This is a genomic window from Glutamicibacter uratoxydans, from assembly GCF_006539925.1.
Taxonomy (GTDB): domain Bacteria; phylum Actinomycetota; class Actinomycetes; order Actinomycetales; family Micrococcaceae; genus Glutamicibacter; species Glutamicibacter uratoxydans.
This window is the reverse complement of record NZ_BJNY01000005.1, coordinates 101,592-122,131: the sequence shown is the minus strand read 5'-3', so window position 1 is coordinate 122,131 and position 20,540 is coordinate 101,592. Positions and strand designations below refer to the sequence as shown.

The window sequence follows — 20,540 nt, the reverse complement described above, 5'->3', positions numbered from 1 at the left end:
AACAGACATGGTTCTGGCCGCATGCCACCACGGCATGCAGCCAAAACCATTCGTTTTTGCCTGGCGGAGGGACTACTTGGTCAGGTCCCAGAGGTGGTGGATCACATCATGCCAGGCGTACTGGGTCAGGGTTTCTACAGTGAAGGCCGCTCCGTTGGAGCGCAGTCCGCGACGCGAGTAGTCGGCGGGATCGATGGAAGCCAGCTTGGCGGTGTAGGCGGCCGCCGCAGTGCGCAGCTTAGACTCCGCCTCCTGCGCGTCTAGGTCGTTGTAGCGGCCTGCCTCGGCGGCCTGGTCCTGGTCCCAATTCGGGAAGGTCGGATCGGTATTCTGCAGCATCAGGTCAAGGCGCTGGTCCATGACCACCAGCATTTCCGCCACATGCAGCACGTATTCCTGATCGCTCCAGCGTGCAGGATTGGTGCGGGTGCGCGCCTGCTCGCCGGCAAGCAGGGGGACGTAGCGCTCGACGTAGCCGCCCAGCTGCGCAACGACGTCGCCAGGGGTGATGCCGCGGACGTCGTATTTGCATTCGGGACAGACCGATTCCAATACGAAGGTCCAGTTTTTGTCATCCGGGATGATCTGGCTCATGGCTGCTCCTTGAAGAAAATGGCAGGGCTCCTTCAGTCTATGACCGGCGATTCCCCACCCGCGGGTTTGATGACGATATGACAGGGGCTGGTAAACCGTAGAATAAGACCCATGCGTATTGTGGTCTTGGTGTCAGGCACCGGTTCGAATCTTCAGGCAGTCATCGATGCTGTGGCCAGCGGCGAGCTGCCCAACGTCGAGATCGCGGCGGTGGGTGCAGACAAGCATGGCACCTTCGGCGTGCAGCGCTCCGCCGACGCCGGCATTGAAACCTTCGTTGTGAACTTCAAGGACTACGACGACCGCGGCGAATGGAACCATGCGCTGACCGAAAAGTGCCTGTCCTACGAGCCGGACTACGTGGTTTCCTCCGGGTTCATGCGCATCGTCGGCGAAGAGTTCATCAACGCCTTCGACGGCACCTACATCAATACCCACCCGGCCCTGCTGCCTTCCTTCCCTGGAGCCCACGGTGTGCGCGATGCGCTGGCCTACGGCGTAAAGGTCACCGGCTGCACCGTGCACATTGCAGACGCCGGTGTGGACACCGGTCCCATCCTGCGCCAGGAAGCAGTGGCCATTGACGAGGCGGACACCGAAGAGAGCCTGCATGAGCGCATCAAGGTGGTCGAGCGCCGCCTGCTGATCGCGACCCTGGCAGACCTGGCCGCCAAGGCCTAGGGGCGCAGCACGGCAGAAAAGTTCAGACTAAAATTGGTTCAGAGATGACTGAACAACCCGAACTTTTCACCGACGCTGAACTTGCCACCGCACTGAAAGTGCTTTCGGTGGTGCACCAGCTGGATTCCGCCGACGAACGGCACATCGCCGTACGCCGCGCCACCAGCAACATGTTCAAGGCCGCCAAACGCTATCGCAAGTCGCAGAAGCGTGCAGAAATCAGCGCCGCCGACCGTGCAGTCATCGAACGCACAGCCACCGGCTCTCCTAACCGCTTGGACGACGAAACGCTCGGACTGGACCTGAGCACCGCAATCGAGGGGGAGAGCGCCGGAGAGTTCCGCCGGCCGCGCGGCTGTTATATCTGCAAAAAGCGCTACACCACGGTTGACGCATTCCACCACTACCTCTGCCCTGAGTGCGCGGCGGCAGGCCGCGAGCGCCGCGATGCCAGGGCCGATTTGAGCGGCAAGCGTGCGCTGCTCACCGGCGGCCGGGCAAAGATCGGCATGCACATTGCCCTGCGCCTGCTGCGCGACGGGGCCCACACCACCATTACCACGCGTTTCCCCAAGGATGCGGCACGCCGCTTTGCCGCCGTCGAGGACTCCGCCGACTGGCTGCACCGGTTGCGTATCGTGGGCATCGACCTGCGCGACCCTGCCCAGGTCATCTCGCTGGCAGACCGCGTTGCGGCCCAAGGCCCGCTAGACATCCTGATCAACAATGCGGCCCAGACGGTGCGCCGCACCACCAACTCCTACCAGCACCTGATCGAGGCTGAATCCCAGCCCCTGGCACCCGAACTGGCAGCCGCCGGTGGCCCGGAACTCTGGGGCCAGACCAACCCGCCGGCAGAGCACCCGCGGGCGCTGGCCAGCGCCTTCCGCCTGGAGGACTCCGCCCTGCTCGCCCCCAGTGCACTGGGGGAGTATGACGCGCAGAAGCTGGCAGATTTGGCCATGACCGCCGGCTCGGCCTCCCTTGAACGCATTGCGGCGGGCACCGCCATCGACGCCGGCGGCCTGGTCCCGGATATCGTCACCGAGAATTCCTGGACCCAGATCCTCGGGGATGTCGATGCGCTGGAGATGCTGGAAGTGCAGCTGTGCAACGTCACCGCTCCGTTCCTGCTGGCATCGCGGCTGCGCCCGGCATTGGCGGCGAGCGGAGCCCGCCGCAAATACATCGTCAACGTCTCCGCGATGGAGGGGCAGTTCTCCCGCCGCTATAAAGGCGCAGGTCATCCCCACACGAACATGGCCAAAGCTTCGCTGAACATGATGACCCGCACCAGCGCCGAAGAGCTGCTCAAGACCGACGGCATCCTGATGAGCGCGGTGGATACCGGCTGGATCACCGACGAGCGTCCGCACGATTCCAAGGTCCGCATGGTGGCCGAAGGATGGCATGCGCCTCTGGATCTGATCGACGGAGCGGCCCGGGTCTACCAGCCGATCGTCGACGGCGAACGGGGCATCGATCTCTATGGCTGCTTCCTCAAGGACTACGAACCCTCGCCATGGTAAATCGGGAACCGCAAAGATTGAGTCAATAAGCGGACAAAGCATCGCCGCATTGAAGAATGCGGAGATTACATCGTTCTGGCTTGTCGAGGCGGAAATCACTGGGGGATCGGCTTTAGTGGTGAATGCGTCGCATCGCTTGATCGTCAGGTGCTGGAGGCCGCGTGGTAATCACGTAGTTGGCATGCAACAGACCTGCCTTGCTGGGATCTGCGACAGTTCCGTCTTTTCTTGACGACTGAGCCTAGTCCAAGATTTCGCCCACGCCGAGGATCGATACTTCGCCAACAGTTACCTTTTGCAGGTAGTAGTCCTGGGCATTCCGGCGAGCTTCTTCTTCAGTAAGGAAGACACCTTCAGGGTTTGGCGACTGCATAATCCCATAGATTTGGTTCCCATCCGAGTCCACGTCGTAAGGTTCCAACGAGGCATGCGCGAGATAGAGGACCTCACCGTCAGAAAGGCCACCTCCTAGGGAGTTATGAATGCGTCTGGTCTCCCAGCTGACTTTCACTTCTTCGTATGAAGCCTCCAGTGCAGCACACTCTTCCTCAGTAGCCAGAACCGCAATAATCGGCTCTATATAGTCCAGATCGGGAAACGGACTTTTCTGCTTGCCGAACGCAATAAAAACGTTGATGACATCAGCCTCTTCTCCCTTTCCAGTTTTCTTCCACCGGCCAATGGCTTCGCTTATAGACGGCATCAGACACCTATCTGAACGAGTGGATATGCATCTGCGTAGGTTTGTATAGGATGGTTCCCTGAGCTCGCCCAGACCAAGTAGTTTTCTTGTTTGATTTACACGAGAACGCATGATTTTTCTGCGTGAAGCCAGCGGGGTACACAGTTTTCTTGTACTTGCCTGATTTCGCGTTGACGGTAGACTCACTGATTTCTGGTCCGCCTTTCATTCGCCATAGCAATTGCTTGCATCTTGCTTGGGAAGAGTGACGAATGGGCGAAACTTTCTGGGTGCAATACGTAGTGGAGTTGAAACCACCAGTTTCGTACCCACCCTATTCTCGTGCGTGAAAGCCGGCCGCGACAATCTTGCACGGCACAAAATTACCTTCGTGGTTATGGCAAGGTTAAAATTTGCCGCCGCAAGCAGATCAAGAATGTCGGATTTGGCAATGGCTTCTTCAGGAAAGTCGGTTTCAATGTAATTAGACGTAGATTCCGATTCTTCAGGGAAACCGTCTTTCGAGGGCAGGACCTTTGCCCTTTGGCATGCTTCGCTTGGCATTCTGCCGCAGGTCCTGAATAGTCCCACTCATGACTATTGCTCCTGTTCACTGATTAATAGATGATCTGCTTGGCTCAAAAACGCATTGCCGCTGGCCAAGCCCTAAAGATAACTGGCAAGAATTGACGTTGCTCACGGTGCAGTGATTCGAAGATTCAGTGGATGCGTTTGGTTTGAATTTCGTATTCTCGAGTGGTGGGAAAAAATCTGTAGACAAGTTGTATACAAGTAGTCTACAGTTTTATTTGTGAAGCACATCACCTGACTTTCATGGCGGTAATCCCGCCATCCTTCACCACTTGCAGAGGAGAGATAGATGAGTGAGATCACATCTACTCCAAAAATTCGAAAGCACACTTCACTGCCCACCGTTGCTGCTTCAAGCCTTGCAGGCACTGCGGTTGAGTGGTACGACTTCTTCCTATACGGCACCGCAGCCGCATTGGTTTTCAATAAGCTGTTCTTCCCAAGCGCCGATCCGTTCGTCAGCACAATGCTGGCGATGGGAACGTTCGCCGCGGGATTTCTAGCTCGACCTTTGGGAGCCATCGTCCTCGGATATCTCGGGGATAAAAAGGGGAGGAAAGCGACACTTGTGGCAAGCCTCATGCTCATGGGCGTCTCTACAACGCTCATTGCGATTATTCCTACTTACGCCACCATCGGCATCGTTGCCCCGTTGCTACTACTGCTTCTACGTTTGATTCAAGGATTCGCACTCGGTGGCGAATGGGGCGGAGCAGTCCTCCTTGTCTCGGAGTACAGCAATGATTCGAAACGACGCGCGTTCTGGGCATCCTGGCCAAACGTAGGCCCACCATTGGGCAATCTACTGGCGGCGGGCGTGCTGGCTGTTCTTTCTGCGGCATTGCCTCAAGAGCAATTCCTTGCCTGGGGATGGCGCATTGCTTTCGGACTATCGGCCTTGCTTGTATTGATTGGCCTGATTCTCCGTCTTTATGTAGAAGAGACCCCACTATTCAAAGCACAGCAGGAGAAGAATAAAGAGAGCATTGAGCGCAAGAAATCTCCTTTGACTGTTTTGATACGTGGACATTGGCGCCAGATACTCATTGCCGCCGGCAGCCGTATGGGAGAAAATGCTGGCTTCTATATCTACTCGTTGTTCATCATTACCTACGTTACTGAAATCCTTCATCTTGAACGTGGCGTTGGCCTGACGGCAGTCATGATTGGCCAAGGTGTGGCGGTTGTCGCTATACCATTGATGGCGATCTTGGCGGACAAACTAGGCCGCCGGCCCATCCTACTAGCTGCATCAGGCGCAACTGTGGTTTGGGGATTCGTTTTCTTCTTGCTGTTAGACACAAGGCAAACAGGACTGATCATTCTTGCAGCAGTGGGCGGATTGTTGATTTTCGCAGCCTACAGCTCAGTCATTGGTGCATTCTTCTCGGAGCTCTTTCCCACCGAGGTTCGTTATAGCGGAACATCCGTGTCCTACAACATTGCATCCCTCGTTGCAGGTTCGCTGTCGCCGCTCATTGCTCTAGCGCTATATCAGGCGTTTGGATCCGGATTAGCTATTGGACTGTATTTAGCAGTCATGGGATTGATTTCGATCATTTCAGTTCTGTGCGCTAAAGAGACCAAAAACATCAAACTCACGGACCTCGACGCTTAAGGTTAGAGGAAGGAACTCCACCTTGACCCAGAACGACAACCTTAGGACATGGACTATGAGCGTGTATCAGACAGCACCTACGACAGCACCAGAACGTGCTTATCAGTGGCTGCGGACGCATATCGCACATCTGCCATGGAACCAGGAAGCGTTTCTGAGCGAAAACAGTATCGCTGAGTCTACAGGTGTATCACGCACCCCGGTTCGAGAAGCGCTTCTGCGATTGGAAGCTGAAGGCCTCATTCGCAGAGTGCCGCACAAGGGAATCTACATTCCTGCGATGACCGAAACCGACATCGACGAAATGATGGAAGTCCGTCAAGTTATTGGGGAGTGGGCAAGCCGCAAAATTGCTAGCAGCGCGTCAACCGTTGTTGAGGATCTTCAAGAACTGCTGCAGAAGCAACGCGAAAGTACGGACGACCCCGTCAAGTTCATTGAACTAGATATTGCCTTCCATAAGGCCATCGTCCAAGCTGCAAACAATTCAACCCTTGAGCAGGTGTATGACTCTCAAAGAGTCAAGCAGGAACGAGTGGGGATTCAAGCGGTGTTGGCTACGACCCAAAGGTACGAGGCAGTTCTTCAGGAACACGAAGACATGTTGTCGGCCATTAGATCCGGTGATCCGGAACTTGCGCAGAAGACAGCACGACGCCATATCCACTCAACCCGAGACGCGATCGGTTCTCGCAGAAACTACTAACCGCCTAACCCCTAAGGTTTAGCGTCAGAATCCAAAGTACCTCGCCCTAGGTTCGTACACTCAAAAACACGCAGGAAGCACCTAGCCCTAGGTTCGTACACCCAAAAACACGCAGAAAGCACCTCGCCCTAGTTCTGCACACCCAAAAACAGAAATCTTCAGAGGAAAACATGGAATTCACCCTGGTTCATGTCGATGAACTTGAATCAAAGCTCGACGGCGAATATGCGGATTTCGGACAACTACTCCGTGCAAGTATCGACCCCAGCTTTACCCTCGGCCAGCAATCGCAACAGATTAGGAGCATCCAGTGACACTCACTACTCATGTACTTGAATTCGAGGACATCGAGAGCAAGAAAATCATCCGCCTGACAAATTTCGCCGGAATGGTCGCCGGCTATACCGGCCGCGACGAACATGCAGTTCAAGAACACATTGATGAACTAGCTGCCATCGGCATTGCACCTCCACCAGCGGTCCCGATGTTCTACCCGGTTGAAGCGGAATCGTTTACCTCAGTCGAATCTCTCCCCGTCGCTGGATCTGCGACCAGCGGCGAAGTGGAACCACTCTACATCCGCCATCAGGGACGCTACTACCTAGGGGTCGCGTCCGACCACACCGACCGCGAAGTCGAAACTAGGGATATCGCCGAATCCAAGCGTGCCTGCCCCAAACCCGTATCCCGCCAAGTCGTTGAGATCGAGGATATCGAAAACTTCAGTCTCGATGGAGCAAGAGCCCGCACTTGGGTGGACGGAGTTTTGTACCAAGACGGAACACTCAACAACCTGCGGACTCCGGCCAATGTCGTTGGCCTATTCCTAGAACGTCACGATATCGGTGACCAGGATTTCGTCTGTCTCGGCGGCACTCTGCCGGTAATCGGCGGGCAGTTCACCTACGGTTCACACTGGCGAATCGAGCTTGAACTCAACCCAGAAACAACCATTATTCACTGCTACAACACCTACAAAGGAGCATAATCACCATGCGTACCGGACAGGAATACCTAAACTCGCTCAACGACAACCGTCGCATCCTGCTCGACGGACAGGTCGTCAGCGACGTAGTCAACCACCCAGCTTTTGCGAATGTAGCCCGCACCGTCGCGGAACTCTATGACATCGCCGCTGACCCAGCTAACGGCATGCAGTACCATGCCGAAGAAATCAATGCGCCGGCGAACCTTGTCTTCAGTGCGCCGCGCACCGCCGAAGAAATGCAGATGCGCCGCAACGCCGTTGAACGTTGGTCCAAGCACACCCATGGCTGGGTGGGACGCAGCCCAGACCACGTGGGCACATTCTTCTCAGCATTCGGCACCCACCTGGATGTCTTCGAACACCCAGAACGCGATTTCGCAGGCAACGTCCGCCGCTACTACGAGCGCATCCTCCGCGAAAGCCTCTACGTTTCTTACGCAATCATTCCACCTCAGTACTCGCGGGCAACCACCGCTTCAGGCTGGGAAGGCGACTTCCTCCAGGTCGGCGTGGTCCGAGAAACCGAACAGGGTTTGATCGTTCGTGGCTCTCAGATGCTGGCTACCGGCGCTGCCATTGCGGATGAAATTTTCATCACCTGCATCAAACCGATGGGCCCTGATGACGTCGACTTTGCAATTTCCTTTGCGCTACCAGTAGACACAGAAGGTCTTAAGCTCCTCTGTCGCCGTCCCTTCGCTCCGCAGGCTAGTAGCGAGTACGACTACCCGCTGACCAGCAACTACGACGAGCCAGACTCCCTGGTTATTTTTGAAGACGTATTGGTTCCTTGGGACCGGGTCTTTATCGACCGTGATGTTGACAAGCTTCGCCGCCAGTTCTTCGAAACTGGAGCGCATGCTTTGGGCAACTGGCAGGCACAGACTCGTCTGAACACCAAACTACAGTTCATCGGTGCCGTAGCTCGCAAGATCACTCAGGTCAACGGCACCGAACGCATCCCGGGTGTACAGGAGAAACTTGGCGAACTGGCTGCGACGATTTCCTCGGTAGAGTCCGCACTGATTGCGGCGCAGTACACGGCTGAGCCGGATGCCCAGGGCTATCTGATCCCGGGCAAGCGTGCGTTGTATGGGGCCATGGGCTTGCAGTCCGAAACGTACCCCAAGGTCATCGAAATTTTGCGCGACCTTGTAGGTGGCGGTGTGCTGCAGATGCCATCTGGTGTCAACGATATGCATAGCGCTGTCACCGGGCCGGATGTCGAACGCTACATTGCCTCGCCGAATGTCAGCAGCGAAGAGCGAATTAAACTTTTCCGTCTGGCCTGGGACATCATCGGCACAGAGTTCGCCGGCCGTCACCAGCAATACGAAATGTTCTACGCGGGCGCACCCTTCGTGGTGAAGGGCGCATATACCTTCCGCAACTACGGATACGAGAAGCATGTCGCTGAACTTGATGAATTCCTCAATAGTTACAGCTCCACCACCTCTGAACCCGCCACTAACTAAATTTCAAGGAGACTCAAAATGGCAAAGCCAGAATTCGAATTCGGTCCCACAGAGGCGGTTGAATTCACTAACTGCAACCCACACATTGAAGGTCTTTCTGAAGCGATCCTGGCACGTGACGACTCCAGTGATGCGGTGACCAGAATCCTGAAGTTCGAGCCGGGGACGGATACCAGCCCCAACGGAGCACTCACCCATGACTTTTGGGAAGAGGTGTACATCTTTGAAGGTTCCTTCGTCGATCAGCGTCTGAAGCGCACTTTCAAGGCAGGCGACTGGGCCACACGTCCACCTGGTATGGAACATGGTCCATGGATCTCCGAGAACGGCGCGAAAATGTTCGAAGTGCGCTACTACCAGAAGGAGGATTAGGCCATGGCACTCCCACAAACTTTTGCGGTGCCAGACCCCCTGGCCATGCGCCAGGCAATGGGCCGCTTCCTGACCGGCGTGGCCGTGGTCACCACCGAGCACGAAGGCGAGGGCTCTGGAATGACCATCAACTCGCTGACTTCAATCAGCTTGGAACCGCCAATCCTGATGGTGTCGTTGAACTTCAACACTCGTACCGGTGATGCTATTCGGGACGGTGGTCGTTTCGCAATCTCCATCCTTGGTTCCAAGCAGGAGGCAGTGGCGCGTCAGTTCGCTACCCGCGGTGGCGCACGATTCGAAGCAGGCAGTTTCGACGCCACCCCTGATGGACTGCCAGTGGTCAGCGAGGCGCTGAGCCAGATCGAATGCAAGGTGGTTCACCAGTATGACATCGGAGACCACCAGGTATTCTTCGGCCAAGTCACTGCCAGCCGGGATCGCGACGGTAGTGGACTTGCCTTCAACGCCGGCAAGTTCGGAAGTTTCGAAGATTTCAATCACGAACGAGCACCCTGGCTGTTCTAACCGGGCGGTAACGGGAGCACAATGATCTTCATTGGGCCGCAAGCTACTGAGCTTGCGGCCCAATGAGGCATCAACAGTTTTACGTATTAACAGTAGGAGAAAACGAATGAAAATCGCACTTGCGCAGATCCTCAGTACTGCAGATATCCAAACGAACCTCGAATTGGTGAAATCCCACAGCATCGACGCTGCTGCGCAGGGTGCACGGCTGATTGTTTTTCCGGAGGCGACGATGCGTTCATTCGGCAATGAGCTTCAGTCAGTAGCGCAGGAGCACAGTGTGGACTGGGCTAACGCAGTACGCTCCATAGCAGCCGAACACAACATCACTATCGTGGTAGGAATGTTCACTCCCGGGGAAGGCGAACGCGTACGCAACACTCTGCTTATCACCGGGCCTTGCGTGGACAAATCTTATGACAAAATCCACCTCTACGATGCTTACGGCTACCAAGAGTCGGTTTCCGTTACACCGGGTGATAAGACAGTCACGTTCGCTATTGACGGTGTCACATTCGGTGTTGCTACCTGCTATGACGTGCGCTTCCCGGAAATTTTCTTTGCGAACGCAGCCAATGGAGCCGTCGTGAACATTGTGTGTGCTTCCTGGGCTATGGGGCCAGGCAAAGTGGAGCAGTGGCAGCTGGCAACTCGTGCCCGCGCGATGGACAGCACTACCTATGTAGTAGCCGTAGACCAAGCTGACCCGCATACGGTATCCGGGGCATTGGTGACTAACGATCCTCTGGGAGTAGGACACAGCTCGTTTATCGCGCCGAACGGAACCATACTGGAAGATTTAGGTGAGGCCCCAGTCTTGCGCATCGTTGAGGTCGATCCGCAGGAAGTGGAACGTGTCCGGGCAGGCCTTCCTGTGCTTGCCAACGCGCGCCTGCGTTCGAAGAGCTGAATCCGGCTCCGCGCCTGCCCGTGGACACGTAACCTCCTTCTCTTCAGAAATGTTTGGGACGGCGAAATTAAAGTTTCGTCGCTTCAACTCATTTTCATGTAACCTCAGCAGGTTGCTAACCCTCGCTGTGGGCGAGCAGGCCTTCAGAAACCATGAGGTATGGGGCAGCCCATCACCGAAGCAGTATGCCCAACGTGGTGATCCAGCGTGATCCGACGGACAAATGATGGTACCGGAATCGTAGCCTTTGACAACCGGAGGCTGCCTCCGGTTGTCAAAGTGACTGCTAGGACAGCTTCAGCCGCACCGTGCGCACCTCGAAGGCTCCAAGCTGCAGCTTGAGCGTGCCCTCGGACAGTTCAAGGTCTTCGAAGTGCTCCTCCAGCAGGCTCACGGTGGATGCCGAAGCAACAGCAGTGTTGAAGGCCAGCTCCCCGCGGGCCCGCCGGCCCAGCGACTCGTAGACGCGGACCACCAGATCGCCGGAGCGGTCAGCTGCCAGCTTCACGCTGGAAATGACAAGTCCTTCTCCGCTGATGCGCACCAGCGGCTCAACAGCCTTGGCGCCGACAACCACTTGTTCGTCGCTGTTCAGCAACGCACCGGCCTTGGTTGCGGAGGCAATGTCCGCGCCAATCACCAATCCATAGCGGTGGGTCTGCACACCCTGATCGGTGGCCGGGTCGGGGAAGCGCGGCGCCCGCAGCAACGACAGCCGCAGGGTGGTGGTGACATTCGCCTCCACCGAGTCGCGGGTGACGTCGAAGCCGTAGATTGAATCATTGACCAGCGCCGCGCCGAAACCCGGTTCCTGTGCCAGCACGAATCGGTGCATCGACGTCTCGAACTTCGCCGCCTCCCAGCTGGTATTCACGTGTGTGACACGCTGGTGGTAGCCGAACTGTGTTTCAGCCAGCGTGTGCTCGGCGCGGATATCCAGCGGGAAGGCAACCTTCAAGAACTTTTCAGCCTCATGCCAATCGGTGCTCTGGCGGATCTGCACGGTGCGCTCGCCGGGAGCCAGAGACACTTCCTGGACTACAGACGAGTTGGAGAAGGAACGCCCGATCGTCACCACCGCGCTGCCGTCGAGAACCTGCGCCTCTAGGACGTCGACGTCGCGCAGGTCGGTGACCTGGTTGCGGTAGTACTTGTCCACGTCCCAGGCGTCCCATATGTTCGGGAAATCCTGGTGCAGCTGCAGCAAGTTGGCAGGCTGGCCCGCCGCGATGGCTTCCCTGCCGGTGGCAAGGTCCACCGCGGAGGTGATCAGGCCCTGGGCGTCGATGACGACGCGGACCAGCTCGTTCTCCAGGATATAGCCGCCCTCGGACGAACTCAGGCTGACAGCGACGCCGTTGACTGCACTGGCTTCGCGGGCCGCGCCGAAGGGAACGTTGTTCCGGGTGAAAGCTGCGCCGTTGAAGGCGAGCCTTGTGCTGCCTTCGCCCGCCAGCTGCTGCTGGGCGCGGAGGATGAGGTCCTGGGCCTGCTCGATAACCTGGGCGTAGCGGGCCACGACCTCGCGGTGCACCCAGGCGATGGAGGTGCCGGGCAGGATGTCGTGGAACTGGTGCAAAAGCACTGTCTCCCACAGCTCATCCAGCTCGTCGTAGGGGTAGTCGGCGCCGGTGTAGATTGCTGCGGTGGAAGCCCAGAGCTCGGCCTCGACCAGCAGTTGTTCGGTGCGGCGGTTGCCCTGCTTGGTCTGGTGCTGGCTGGTCAGCGTGGCGCGGTGCAGCTCAAGGTAGAGCTCTCCCACCCAGACCGGAGGGTTGGGCAGCTCGGACTTGGCACGGTCGAAGAAGTCGTTGGGGTGCTCCCACGTGACGGTCGCGCTCCCTTCGAGATTAGCCAGGCGCTTGGCCTTGCCGGTCATCTCGCGGGTAGTGCCGCCGCCGCCATCGCCCCAGCCCACCGGGGCAATCGAATTGTTGGTCACGCGCGCTTCGCGGAACTGCCGCGAGGCCTTGGCGACTTCTTCGCCCGAAAGCTGCGAGTTGTAAGTGTCCATGGACGGGAAGTGGCTGAAGATCCGAGACCCGTCGATGCCTTCCCAGTTAAATGTATGGTGCGGGAACTTGTTCTGCTGGTTCCACGAGATCTTCTGGGTGAAGAACCATTCAAAGCCGGCACGGCGCATCAGCTGCGGCAAGGCAGGGGAGTAGCCGAAGGAATCGGGCAGCCAGACTCCGGCGCTGGTGATGCCGAATTCGTCGCGGAAGAACTTCTGTCCGTAGAGGAACTGGCGGACCAGGGATTCGCCCGAGGGCATGACGGTATCGGATTCGACCCACATGCCGCCCAGCGGCAGGAACCTTCCGTCGGTAACAGCCTTCTTGACGCGTTCCCAGACTTCGGGCCGGTGGCTCTTGAGCCACTTGTACTGCTGGGCGCTGGACATGCCGTAGAGGAAGTCTTCGTCATAGCCCAGCAGCTCCACCATGGAGGAGCATGTCCGTGAGACCTTGCGGATGGTTTCGCGCAGCGGCCACAGCCAGGCCGAGTCGATATGCGAATGGCCGATGGCTGAAATCTTGTGGGCGCTGTGTTCGGCGGGAGCCGCCAGTACTGCTTCCAGCTCCCTGCGGGCATCGGGCGCGGTGTCTACGATGCGCTGCAGGTCCAGACGGTCCAGGGCGTTGTCCATGGCCTGCAGAATCTGTGCCTTGCGCGGACCGACTGGAAGCTGTTCCTGCAGATCAAAGAGGACTTCCAGATCGAGTGCCAGTTCGTGGACCGCTGGTTCGAACACCGCCAGGTCCATGCGGCGGGTGGTGTAGAGCTTGCGCGGCGAGGAAGTGAGGATATCGCCCTGCTCGGTGGGCAGGAATGGGTGGTAGTCGAGCAGCACCGGGTTGGAGGCGGCCTCTAGGTAAAGGTCGACCAGTTCGCCGCCTTCGGCTTGCTCGGCGACCGGGACCCATTGGTTGCGCGGATTCAGCGCCTTGATGGTGATGCCGTCCGGCCGGTAGATCAAGCCTTCGCATTGGAAGCCGGTCATATTGACGTCGAAGCCCAAATCGATGACCGCCTCGACCTTGCGTCCTGCCCACTGCTTGGGAACCTGTCCGCTCAGGTGGAACCAGGTGGTGCCCCAGGCGGCGCCCCACTGCGTTCCCACCGAAGTTGGGCTGTAATCCAATGCCAAGCCCTCGGCCGGAGATACCGGTTCTCCGGGCAGTTCATGCCAGGAAACTTCCAGCGGCACGGTGTGCGAGTAGATGGCGGGGCGAATACGTTCTTCGAGAACTCGCTTGACTCGTCCGGTTGTCAGTGAGGCGTCGTCGTGCATGAAAACCTTTCAATTAGGCGGTCGTGCTCGGGTGCAGTTCCTTGGCCACCATACCTAAAATTACTAGTCCTGGGTTGGTTCGACTCTCGAAACTGCGGATCGGTTGCCCGTCATCGGAAGGTCATGTGCCGCGTGCCGAGTATGAGCGGCGGAATCCGCTGCGCGTCGGCAGCGGCCATGAATATGGACAAGTTGTAAGTACAAGGAAAAGTGGTCGCCGTTCCCTTGTCTTCAGCTAGTACTCATGGAAATTGTCTAGGATAAGGAGCCTGATGTTGAGGAGCTTTCACGTCCGCTTCGTCAGATCGAACATTCTCAACTATCGTTGGACAGTTGCCGGTGATATTCACCTGCCCTAAGACCACCGCCAACTATGAAAGGGGGACTCGAAGATGCGCTCAGATGCCTTGAGGAGGCGTGAGCTGATTCTTCGCACCGCGCGCCAGCTGTTCGCGGAGCACGGTGCAAACATTGCGATGGAAAGCATCGCAGATGCAAGCAACGTCGGCATCGGTACCTTGTACCGAAACTTCACCGCACGTCCAGAGCTCGTTGAAGAAGTCACCCTGGACATGCTTCGCGACGTGAAGAGCGCCGCCGAAGAAGCCGTTGTGCGGCTGGGCGAAGGAGAGCTGAACGCTTGGGACGAGTTCCTTCAGACACTGATCAGCCTGAACCTCGGTGCGCTGAGCGAAGCCTTGGGCGTGCAGCTTCCTGCCACCGTGGGCGGACGCATCATGGATCTGCAGCGATCCACCGTCAAAGTGGTGAACCAGGCGCTGGAAATGGCGAAGCAGGAGAACCTGATCCGCCATGACATCACCGGAAATGAGCTGATCACCGGCATCGGAATTGTCACCCGCCCCTTGCCGCGGGCCTTCGCCAAGGCGGCCCCGGGGCTGAGCCAGCGCCTGACCAGCATCATGATGGACGGCATGAAGCCCAACCCAGCCCTTCAACCGGCAGGTTCCGCCAGCTCCTAGCAGCCGCCTTGCTAGCCCAGTTCGTGGCCCTTGGTCTCGGGAGCGAACTTCGCCATGAACAGGATGGCGAGCACTACAAGAACCGTGGCACCGGCGAACAGCCAGGTCAATCCCACAACAGGCCACAGCGCCGCGAAGAGCAGCGGGCCGAACCCGGCGGCAAACCGGGACATGGTCGACGCCCAGCCGAAACCGCTGGCGCGCAGCTCGGTGGGGTAGAGCTCCGAAACATAGGCATAAAGCACGGGAATCGCCACCTGCACCACCGCACCGAACACAAGGATCCAGGCCACTGCCGCGGCAGGAGCCTGCAGGCTCTGTGCAACGATCATCAGCACTACGCCGGACAGCGGCGCGGAGACGGCAAGCAGCCATTTGCGTCCGACCTTCTCCACCAGCAGCGCGGCAAGCACCACGCCCACCAAGCCCATCAGCGCCATGACAGCGGTGGCGAAGAAGGATGCCGACTGCGCCATGCCAGCCTCGGTCAAGATGGTCGGCAGCCAGGTCAGCGCCAGGTAGTACACCAAGAGGATAGTGACGAACAGCAGCCAGCTGGTGGCCGTCAGCTTCCAGGAATAGCGCCACAGCGCGACGACCTGCTCCCACCAGCGCGGAGCCTTCGGCAGCGATGCGGTAGTGATGACGTAGTCCCGCCGCTCGGCGCCGGTGCGTTCAACCAGCGAATCGATGACTGCGCGGGCTTCCGCCTCGCGCCCCTTGGCCGCCAGATACAACGGGGACTCCGGCATGGAGCGGCGCACCACGTACACCATCAGCGCAGGAAGAATCATGACCAGCAGGATCAGCCGCCAGTTGTCCGCCGTGGCCATGACCCAGCCGGAGACGAGGAATGACAGGGCCGCGCCCACGGGCCACCAGCCGTCCATTGCTGTGAGCACCCGGCCCCGGTACTTTGCCGGGGTGAATTCGCCGACCAGCGCATAGTCCACCGGGATGCAGCCGCCCAGACCGACGCCGGCAAGGAAGCGGAAGGCGACGAAGAAGCCGAAGTTCGGGGAGAGCGCTCCAAGCACCGTGAACACGGCGAACATCAGCAGGGTCAGGCTGAAGGCGTTCTTGCGACCGAACCTGTCGGCAATGCCGCCCCAGAGGAATGCGCCGATGGCCATACCCACGAGGTTCGAGGTGCCCAGCAGCGCCGCAGTCGGCCGGTCCAAGCCCCATTCCTGGGCGACCAGCGGAATCAGTGCGCCGTTGAGCGTGACATCCCAGGCATCGAACATGAAGCCGAGCCCGCCGATGATGAAGATGGTGCCCTGCACTTTCCATTTGAAAGGCAGCTCCTGCACCACATGGGTGCCGGAGGGAAGGGTTGCAGTGGACACGGCGTGGGTACCTTTCGGTGTGCGAGACGGTGGCGGCTAGTGCCGGGTCGAAGCATAGCTGAAATTCGCCGACGGCGCTTATTCGCCTTACTTCCGATTTCACGGCACGTCAAGGCCTGTTGCGCATGCTGGATAGGGAGTAATCTTCGGTCATGGGAGTAGATTGGACAGCTCTCGAAGAGGCTCTACGGGTGGCAGCCCTTCGACACGCGGCTGAAGTAATAGATGGACACCCGGATCAGACCTTTTATGCCGTAGCCCTGCATGGGGTCAGCACAGAAGAAAGCGACAGCATCGCCATGCCGCTGCTTGCCCTGAATTCGCTGCAGGCGCTGGCCCGCGACCGAAACACCGAGCAGCGCGAACAGTTCGTTGAACGCGGCGAGGACCTTGACGAGCCCGACGACTACGAGGACCGCGCCGATGCGGACCTGACCGAAGGGCTCATCGAAACTGGTTCAGCGGCGGAAGACGATGACGATTCAACTGACGAGGACGACGACGGCGAGGACCTAGACCAGGTGCTGGCCTCCATCGAAGCGGACCTGGACGAGGACGACTCGGAGAGCTTCTACTCGGACAAGTGGGAGCCCAGCGACTGGCACTGGTCGTCCATTGACCTGTGCGAAGACCCGGCGGCCAGCATCTGGTCCGATGCGATGACGGCTCTGGCTGCCCGCGAAGGCTGGGAGCCGACGATTAAGCGCTACTACCAGACGCTGATCGCGGTGGCGCAGTCGCTGCGCGATGAGCTCAATGCCCAGACCAGCGAAGACCTCGTCACCTACGTTGCCGACGAAGACCATGCTGAGCAGCTGCTGACGCTGTGCTTGACGCCTAAGCAGCTGGCAAAGCATTTCCCGCAGCTGGGGGAGCTGATTGACGAACACTGACATGAACTGATCCCGCAGGCCGAGATTTCGCTAGAATGGAAGGCGGTGGCCTTTGCGCCGCCCGCCCCATTCATTCTCACCGCCGGGAGAAAAATTTCGTGAGTAAGACCGTCCTGGACCAAGTCGCTATTCGCCGCGCACTGATTTCCGTCTACGACAAGACCGGTCTGGAGGAACTGGCTGCTGGACTCCACGCCGCAGGCGTCCAGTTGATCTCCACCGGCTCCACCGCAAAGAAGATCGCCGCCGCTGGCATCCCAGTGACCGAGGTTGAGCAGGTGACCGGCTCTCCAGAAATGCTCGACGGCCGTGTTAAGACCCTGCACCCGATCATCCACGGCGGCATCCTGGCAGACCGCCGCGTGCCGGAGCACATGGAAACCCTGACCGAGCGCAACATCGGCCAGATCGACCTGGTGGTTGTGAACCTGTACCCCTTCGTGCAGACCGTTGCCTCCGGCGCATCCCAGGACGAAGTTGTCGAGCAGATCGACATTGGAGGCCCGGCAATGGTCCGCTCGGCCGCCAAGAACCACGCTGCCGTATCCATCGTGGTGGACCCGAGCTTCTACCCTCAGGTCATCGAGGCCGCCGCAGCCGGAGGCTTCGACTTGAAGACCCGCCAGCGCCTGGCAGCCAAGGCTTACGCCCACACCGCAGCCTATGACTCCGCAGTGGCCTCCTGGACCGCAAGCCAGTTCCTTGATGAAGACGGCGACGGCGTCATCGACTGGCCAGCCTACGCAGGCGTCGCCCTGCAGCGCGCCGCGGTGCTGCGCTATGGCGAGAACCCGCACCAGCAGGCGGCCCTCTACGTCGACGAGGCAGCCCCGGCAGGCATCGCCCAGGCCGACCAGCTGCACGGCAAGCCAATGAGCTACAACAACTACGTCGACGCCGATGCCGCGCTGCGCGCCGCCTTCGACTTCGACAAGCCGGCAGTGGCAGTCATCAAGCACGCAAACCCCTGCGGCGTTGCAGTGGCTTCCGACGACGCTGAAGACGCCATCGCCGACGCACACCGCAAGGCGCACGCCACCGACCCGGTCTCCGCATTCGGCGGAGTCATCGCCGCGAACCGCACCGTGACCAAGTCCATGGCTGAAACCGTGAAGGGCATCTTCACGGAGGTGGTCATCGCCCCTGACTTCGAGCCGGAAGCTGTTGAGATCCTCTCGGCCAAGAAGAACATCCGCCTGCTGGCCCTGCCGGATGGCTACGGCCGCAACGTGAATGAGTTCCGCCAGGTGTCCGGCGGTATGCTGGTCCAGGCAGGCGACACGATCAACGCCGAGGGCGACGACGTGGCCAACTGGACTCTTGCAGCCGGCGAGGCCGCCGACGAGGCGACCCTGGCTGATCTTGCCTTCGCATGGCGCGCGGTGCGCGCTGCGAAGTCCAACGCCATCCTGCTGGCCAAGAACGGCGCCGCCGTGGGCATCGGCATGGGCCAGGTCAACCGCATCGACTCCTGCAAGCTGGCAGTGGAGCGCGCCAACACCCTGGGCGTGAAGGTCGAGTCCGGTGCCGATGCGGCCGGCGGCGCAGAAAACGCCACTGGCGAATCCGAGCAGCGCGCCGCCGGTTCGGTAGCCGCTTCGGACGCGTTCTTCCCGTTCGCCGACGGCCTGCAGATCCTGATCGACGCCGGCGTCAAGGCTGTGGTGCAGCCAGGCGGTTCGGTGCGCGACGAGGAAGTCATCGCAGCAGCTAATGAAGCTGGCATCACCATGTACTTCACCGGTGCACGCCACTTCTTCCACTAGGAAGCACCAGGCGTAAAGCCCAAAAGACCTCAGGCCATGAACCCCCGAAGGGATTCATGGCCTGAGGTCTTTGCTGTCCTGGCGGCTAGTTGATCCCGGCGCCGAGCCAGGCGAAATTCTCGCGGGCCAGCGCCGCCACGTCCAAGGTGCCGGGGTGTTCCTCTTCGGCCCAGTCCTCCAGCGCGAGGCGGATGGAGCAGGTGGCGGCCGCAGCCCAGAGCTTGGCGGTGCGCTGGCTCAAATCTGGTTCGACTTCCTGCAGCAGCTGCGCCAGCACGTGCTCTGAACGGGTATTGACCCGCTGCCAGACATCTTCGATGCCCTGGTTCGCTTGGCGCAGGGCCAGCAGTTCATGCATCGCGGTGCCGCTGTCTCCTGCCTCAAATGCCGAAGCGTCCAAGGTGGTGGCCAGTGCGGTGTCGATGCGCTCGCGAAGTGATCCTGATGCCTCGTTGCGCAGGGTCTTCTGCCACTGTTCTGCACCCACCTGCAACAGCGGCGCCAAGGATTCCTCTTTGGTGGGGAAGTAGCGGTAGAAGGTGCGCAGCGAAATCCCCGCTTGGTCGGCGATGTTCTCCACCGTGGTGGATTCGATGCCCTGCCGCGCAAAAAGTGCTGCGGCAGCCTTGGCAATCTCAAGTTCGGTGGCCGCTTTGCGGCGCTGCGTCAGATTCTTCCGTTCACTCACAGTTCTACGATAAACGCTATCTCTAACGTCACATAATATACTTATGGCACGATGTGCCAATTAGGCGTATGGTGAAGTTATTGAACTTAGAGAGGAGCTCATCATGGAGCGTTTTGAAAATCGCCGAGTCATTGTCACCGGCGGCGGATCCGGCATCGGGCAGGCAACTGTTTTGCGCATGCTGCGCGAAGGCGGCCGTATCGTTGCAGCCGACGTTTCTGAAGCCGGTCTTGCTGATACCCGCCAGAAGGCAGGGGATATGGCTGACCGCCTGAAGGGCATTATCATCGACGTCTCCAACGAACAGTCTGTCAAGGACGGCGTGGCCGAGGCGGCGCAGTGGCTGGGCGGCCTCGACGCGCTGGTCAATGCCGCGGGCATCCTTCGTTCCTCGCACACTGAACAGACCAGCACTGAGTCCTTCGAGCAGATCCTGCGCATCAATCTGGTTGGCACTTTCCAGATGATCCGCGAATCTATCAAGTACCTGCGTGAGGGTAAGTTGCCATCGGTGGTCAATTTCAGCTCCACCTCGGCAATGTTCGCCCACCCGTATATGTCTGCCTATGCGGCCAGCAAGGGCGGCATCCAGTCCATGACCCACGCCATGGCTTCGGAATTCGCCAAGGACAATATCCGCTTTACCGCAGTGCAGCCAGGATCGATCTCCTCGGGAATGACCGATGGATCCGGTGCCAGCCAGCAGAGCGTAGGTCCGGGCCTTCCCGAGGATGCAGACATGTCCCTGTTCATGAAGCTTGCTCCGGCCCTGGGCCAAGGTTTCGGCGGAGCCGACGCCGTGGCCAATGTGGTTGCCATGCTGGCCAGTGAAGAAGGCTACTTCATCACCGGCACCGAGATTCGCATTGACGGCGGTACCCACTTCTAAGGA

The 20,540-nt window shown here is 59.0% G+C and carries 20 protein-coding genes; 14 read left to right on the top strand and 6 right to left on the bottom strand.

The genetic code is table 11. The annotated features are described in order from the left end of the window. Window positions 1–72: 72 nt before the first annotated feature. Window positions 73–594 carry a DinB family protein gene (locus AUR04nite_RS05210; RefSeq protein WP_141362670.1) on the bottom strand — a complete coding sequence of 174 codons (522 nt, stop codon included), beginning with the start codon at window positions 592–594 and terminating at the stop codon, window positions 73–75. Window positions 595–705: 111 nt separating this feature from the next. Between AUR04nite_RS05210 and purN the strand changes: the two genes are divergently transcribed. Then, complete coding sequence (gene purN, locus AUR04nite_RS05205; RefSeq protein ID WP_141362668.1) at window positions 706–1,275, top strand: phosphoribosylglycinamide formyltransferase; 570 nt, start codon at window positions 706–708, stop codon at window positions 1,273–1,275. Between the two features lie 44 nt (window positions 1,276–1,319). Next, window positions 1,320–2,804 carry an SDR family oxidoreductase gene (locus tag AUR04nite_RS05200; protein ID WP_141362666.1) on the top strand — a complete coding sequence of 495 codons (1,485 nt, stop codon included), beginning with the start codon at window positions 1,320–1,322 and terminating at the stop codon, window positions 2,802–2,804. A 241-nt stretch (window positions 2,805–3,045) separates the two neighbouring features. Here AUR04nite_RS05200 and AUR04nite_RS05195 read toward each other — a convergent pair whose 3' ends face one another. Both AUR04nite_RS05195 and AUR04nite_RS05190 read right to left on the bottom strand, forming a co-directional pair. After that, window positions 3,046–3,507: a hypothetical protein gene (locus tag AUR04nite_RS05195; RefSeq protein WP_141362664.1), complete on the bottom strand. Its 462-nt coding sequence runs from the start codon at window positions 3,505–3,507 to the stop codon at window positions 3,046–3,048. A 204-nt stretch (window positions 3,508–3,711) separates the two neighbouring features. Continuing rightward, complete coding sequence (locus AUR04nite_RS05190; RefSeq protein WP_141362662.1) at window positions 3,712–4,050, bottom strand: hypothetical protein; 339 nt, start codon at window positions 4,048–4,050, stop codon at window positions 3,712–3,714. Between the two features lie 316 nt (window positions 4,051–4,366). Here AUR04nite_RS05190 and AUR04nite_RS05185 point away from each other — a divergent pair, with 316 nt between their 5' ends. From AUR04nite_RS05185 to AUR04nite_RS05155, 8 genes are all read left to right on the top strand, one after another. Beyond that, window positions 4,367–5,695, top strand: a complete 1,329-nt coding sequence (locus AUR04nite_RS05185) for an MFS transporter (RefSeq protein ID WP_141362660.1) — start codon at window positions 4,367–4,369, stop codon at window positions 5,693–5,695. Between the two features lie 55 nt (window positions 5,696–5,750). Continuing rightward, window positions 5,751–6,401 (top strand): GntR family transcriptional regulator, encoded by a 651-nt coding sequence (locus AUR04nite_RS05180; RefSeq protein ID WP_141362658.1) that lies wholly within the window; start codon window positions 5,751–5,753, stop codon window positions 6,399–6,401. 170 nt (window positions 6,402–6,571) lie between these two features. After that, window positions 6,572–6,715: a hypothetical protein gene (locus tag AUR04nite_RS17860; protein WP_170184100.1), complete on the top strand. Its 144-nt coding sequence runs from the start codon at window positions 6,572–6,574 to the stop codon at window positions 6,713–6,715. Then, complete coding sequence (locus tag AUR04nite_RS05175) at window positions 6,712–7,389, top strand: DUF2848 family protein (protein WP_246055379.1); 678 nt, start codon at window positions 6,712–6,714, stop codon at window positions 7,387–7,389. The genes AUR04nite_RS17860 and AUR04nite_RS05175 overlap by 4 nt, the downstream gene beginning before the upstream one ends. 5 nt (window positions 7,390–7,394) lie before the next feature. Beyond that, window positions 7,395–8,864, top strand: a complete 1,470-nt coding sequence (locus AUR04nite_RS05170; protein WP_141362656.1) for a 4-hydroxyphenylacetate 3-hydroxylase family protein — start codon at window positions 7,395–7,397, stop codon at window positions 8,862–8,864. 18 nt (window positions 8,865–8,882) lie between these two features. Then, a complete protein-coding gene (locus AUR04nite_RS05165) occupies window positions 8,883–9,236 on the top strand; it encodes a cupin domain-containing protein (RefSeq protein ID WP_141362654.1) in 354 nt (117 codons plus the stop codon). Window positions 9,237–9,239: 3 nt separating this feature from the next. Further along, a complete protein-coding gene (locus AUR04nite_RS05160; protein ID WP_141362652.1) occupies window positions 9,240–9,764 on the top strand; it encodes a flavin reductase family protein in 525 nt (174 codons plus the stop codon). A 106-nt stretch (window positions 9,765–9,870) separates the two neighbouring features. After that, window positions 9,871–10,674 (top strand): carbon-nitrogen hydrolase family protein, encoded by an 804-nt coding sequence (locus AUR04nite_RS05155; protein WP_141362650.1) that lies wholly within the window; start codon window positions 9,871–9,873, stop codon window positions 10,672–10,674. A gap of 286 nt (window positions 10,675–10,960) precedes the next feature. On the opposite strand, the gene AUR04nite_RS05150 is transcribed toward AUR04nite_RS05155, so the two are convergent. Continuing rightward, on the bottom strand, window positions 10,961–13,969 hold the full coding sequence (locus AUR04nite_RS05150) for an alpha-mannosidase (RefSeq protein WP_141362648.1): 3,009 nt from the start codon (window positions 13,967–13,969) through the stop codon (window positions 10,961–10,963). Between the two features lie 392 nt (window positions 13,970–14,361). On the opposite strand from AUR04nite_RS05150, the gene AUR04nite_RS05145 reads away from it, so the two are divergent. Further along, window positions 14,362–14,952 (top strand): TetR/AcrR family transcriptional regulator, encoded by a 591-nt coding sequence (locus tag AUR04nite_RS05145; protein ID WP_141362646.1) that lies wholly within the window; start codon window positions 14,362–14,364, stop codon window positions 14,950–14,952. 11 nt (window positions 14,953–14,963) lie between these two features. On the opposite strand, the gene AUR04nite_RS05140 is transcribed toward AUR04nite_RS05145, so the two are convergent. Next, on the bottom strand, window positions 14,964–16,301 hold the full coding sequence (locus AUR04nite_RS05140; protein WP_141362644.1) for an MFS transporter: 1,338 nt from the start codon (window positions 16,299–16,301) through the stop codon (window positions 14,964–14,966). 191 nt (window positions 16,302–16,492) lie between these two features. Here AUR04nite_RS05140 and AUR04nite_RS05135 point away from each other — a divergent pair, with 191 nt between their 5' ends. Continuing rightward, a complete protein-coding gene (locus AUR04nite_RS05135) occupies window positions 16,493–17,194 on the top strand; it encodes a hypothetical protein (RefSeq protein WP_170184099.1) in 702 nt (233 codons plus the stop codon). Between the two features lie 98 nt (window positions 17,195–17,292). Then, complete coding sequence (purH, locus tag AUR04nite_RS05130; RefSeq protein WP_141362640.1) at window positions 17,293–18,960, top strand: bifunctional phosphoribosylaminoimidazolecarboxamide formyltransferase/IMP cyclohydrolase; 1,668 nt, start codon at window positions 17,293–17,295, stop codon at window positions 18,958–18,960. An 85-nt stretch (window positions 18,961–19,045) separates the two neighbouring features. Here purH and AUR04nite_RS05125 read toward each other — a convergent pair whose 3' ends face one another. Beyond that, complete coding sequence (locus tag AUR04nite_RS05125; RefSeq protein WP_170184098.1) at window positions 19,046–19,648, bottom strand: TetR/AcrR family transcriptional regulator; 603 nt, start codon at window positions 19,646–19,648, stop codon at window positions 19,046–19,048. 103 nt (window positions 19,649–19,751) lie between these two features. On the opposite strand from AUR04nite_RS05125, the gene AUR04nite_RS05120 reads away from it, so the two are divergent. Then, window positions 19,752–20,537, top strand: coding sequence for an SDR family NAD(P)-dependent oxidoreductase (locus tag AUR04nite_RS05120; RefSeq protein ID WP_141362637.1), 786 nt, complete (start codon window positions 19,752–19,754; stop codon window positions 20,535–20,537). Window positions 20,538–20,540: the final 3 nt, after the last annotated feature.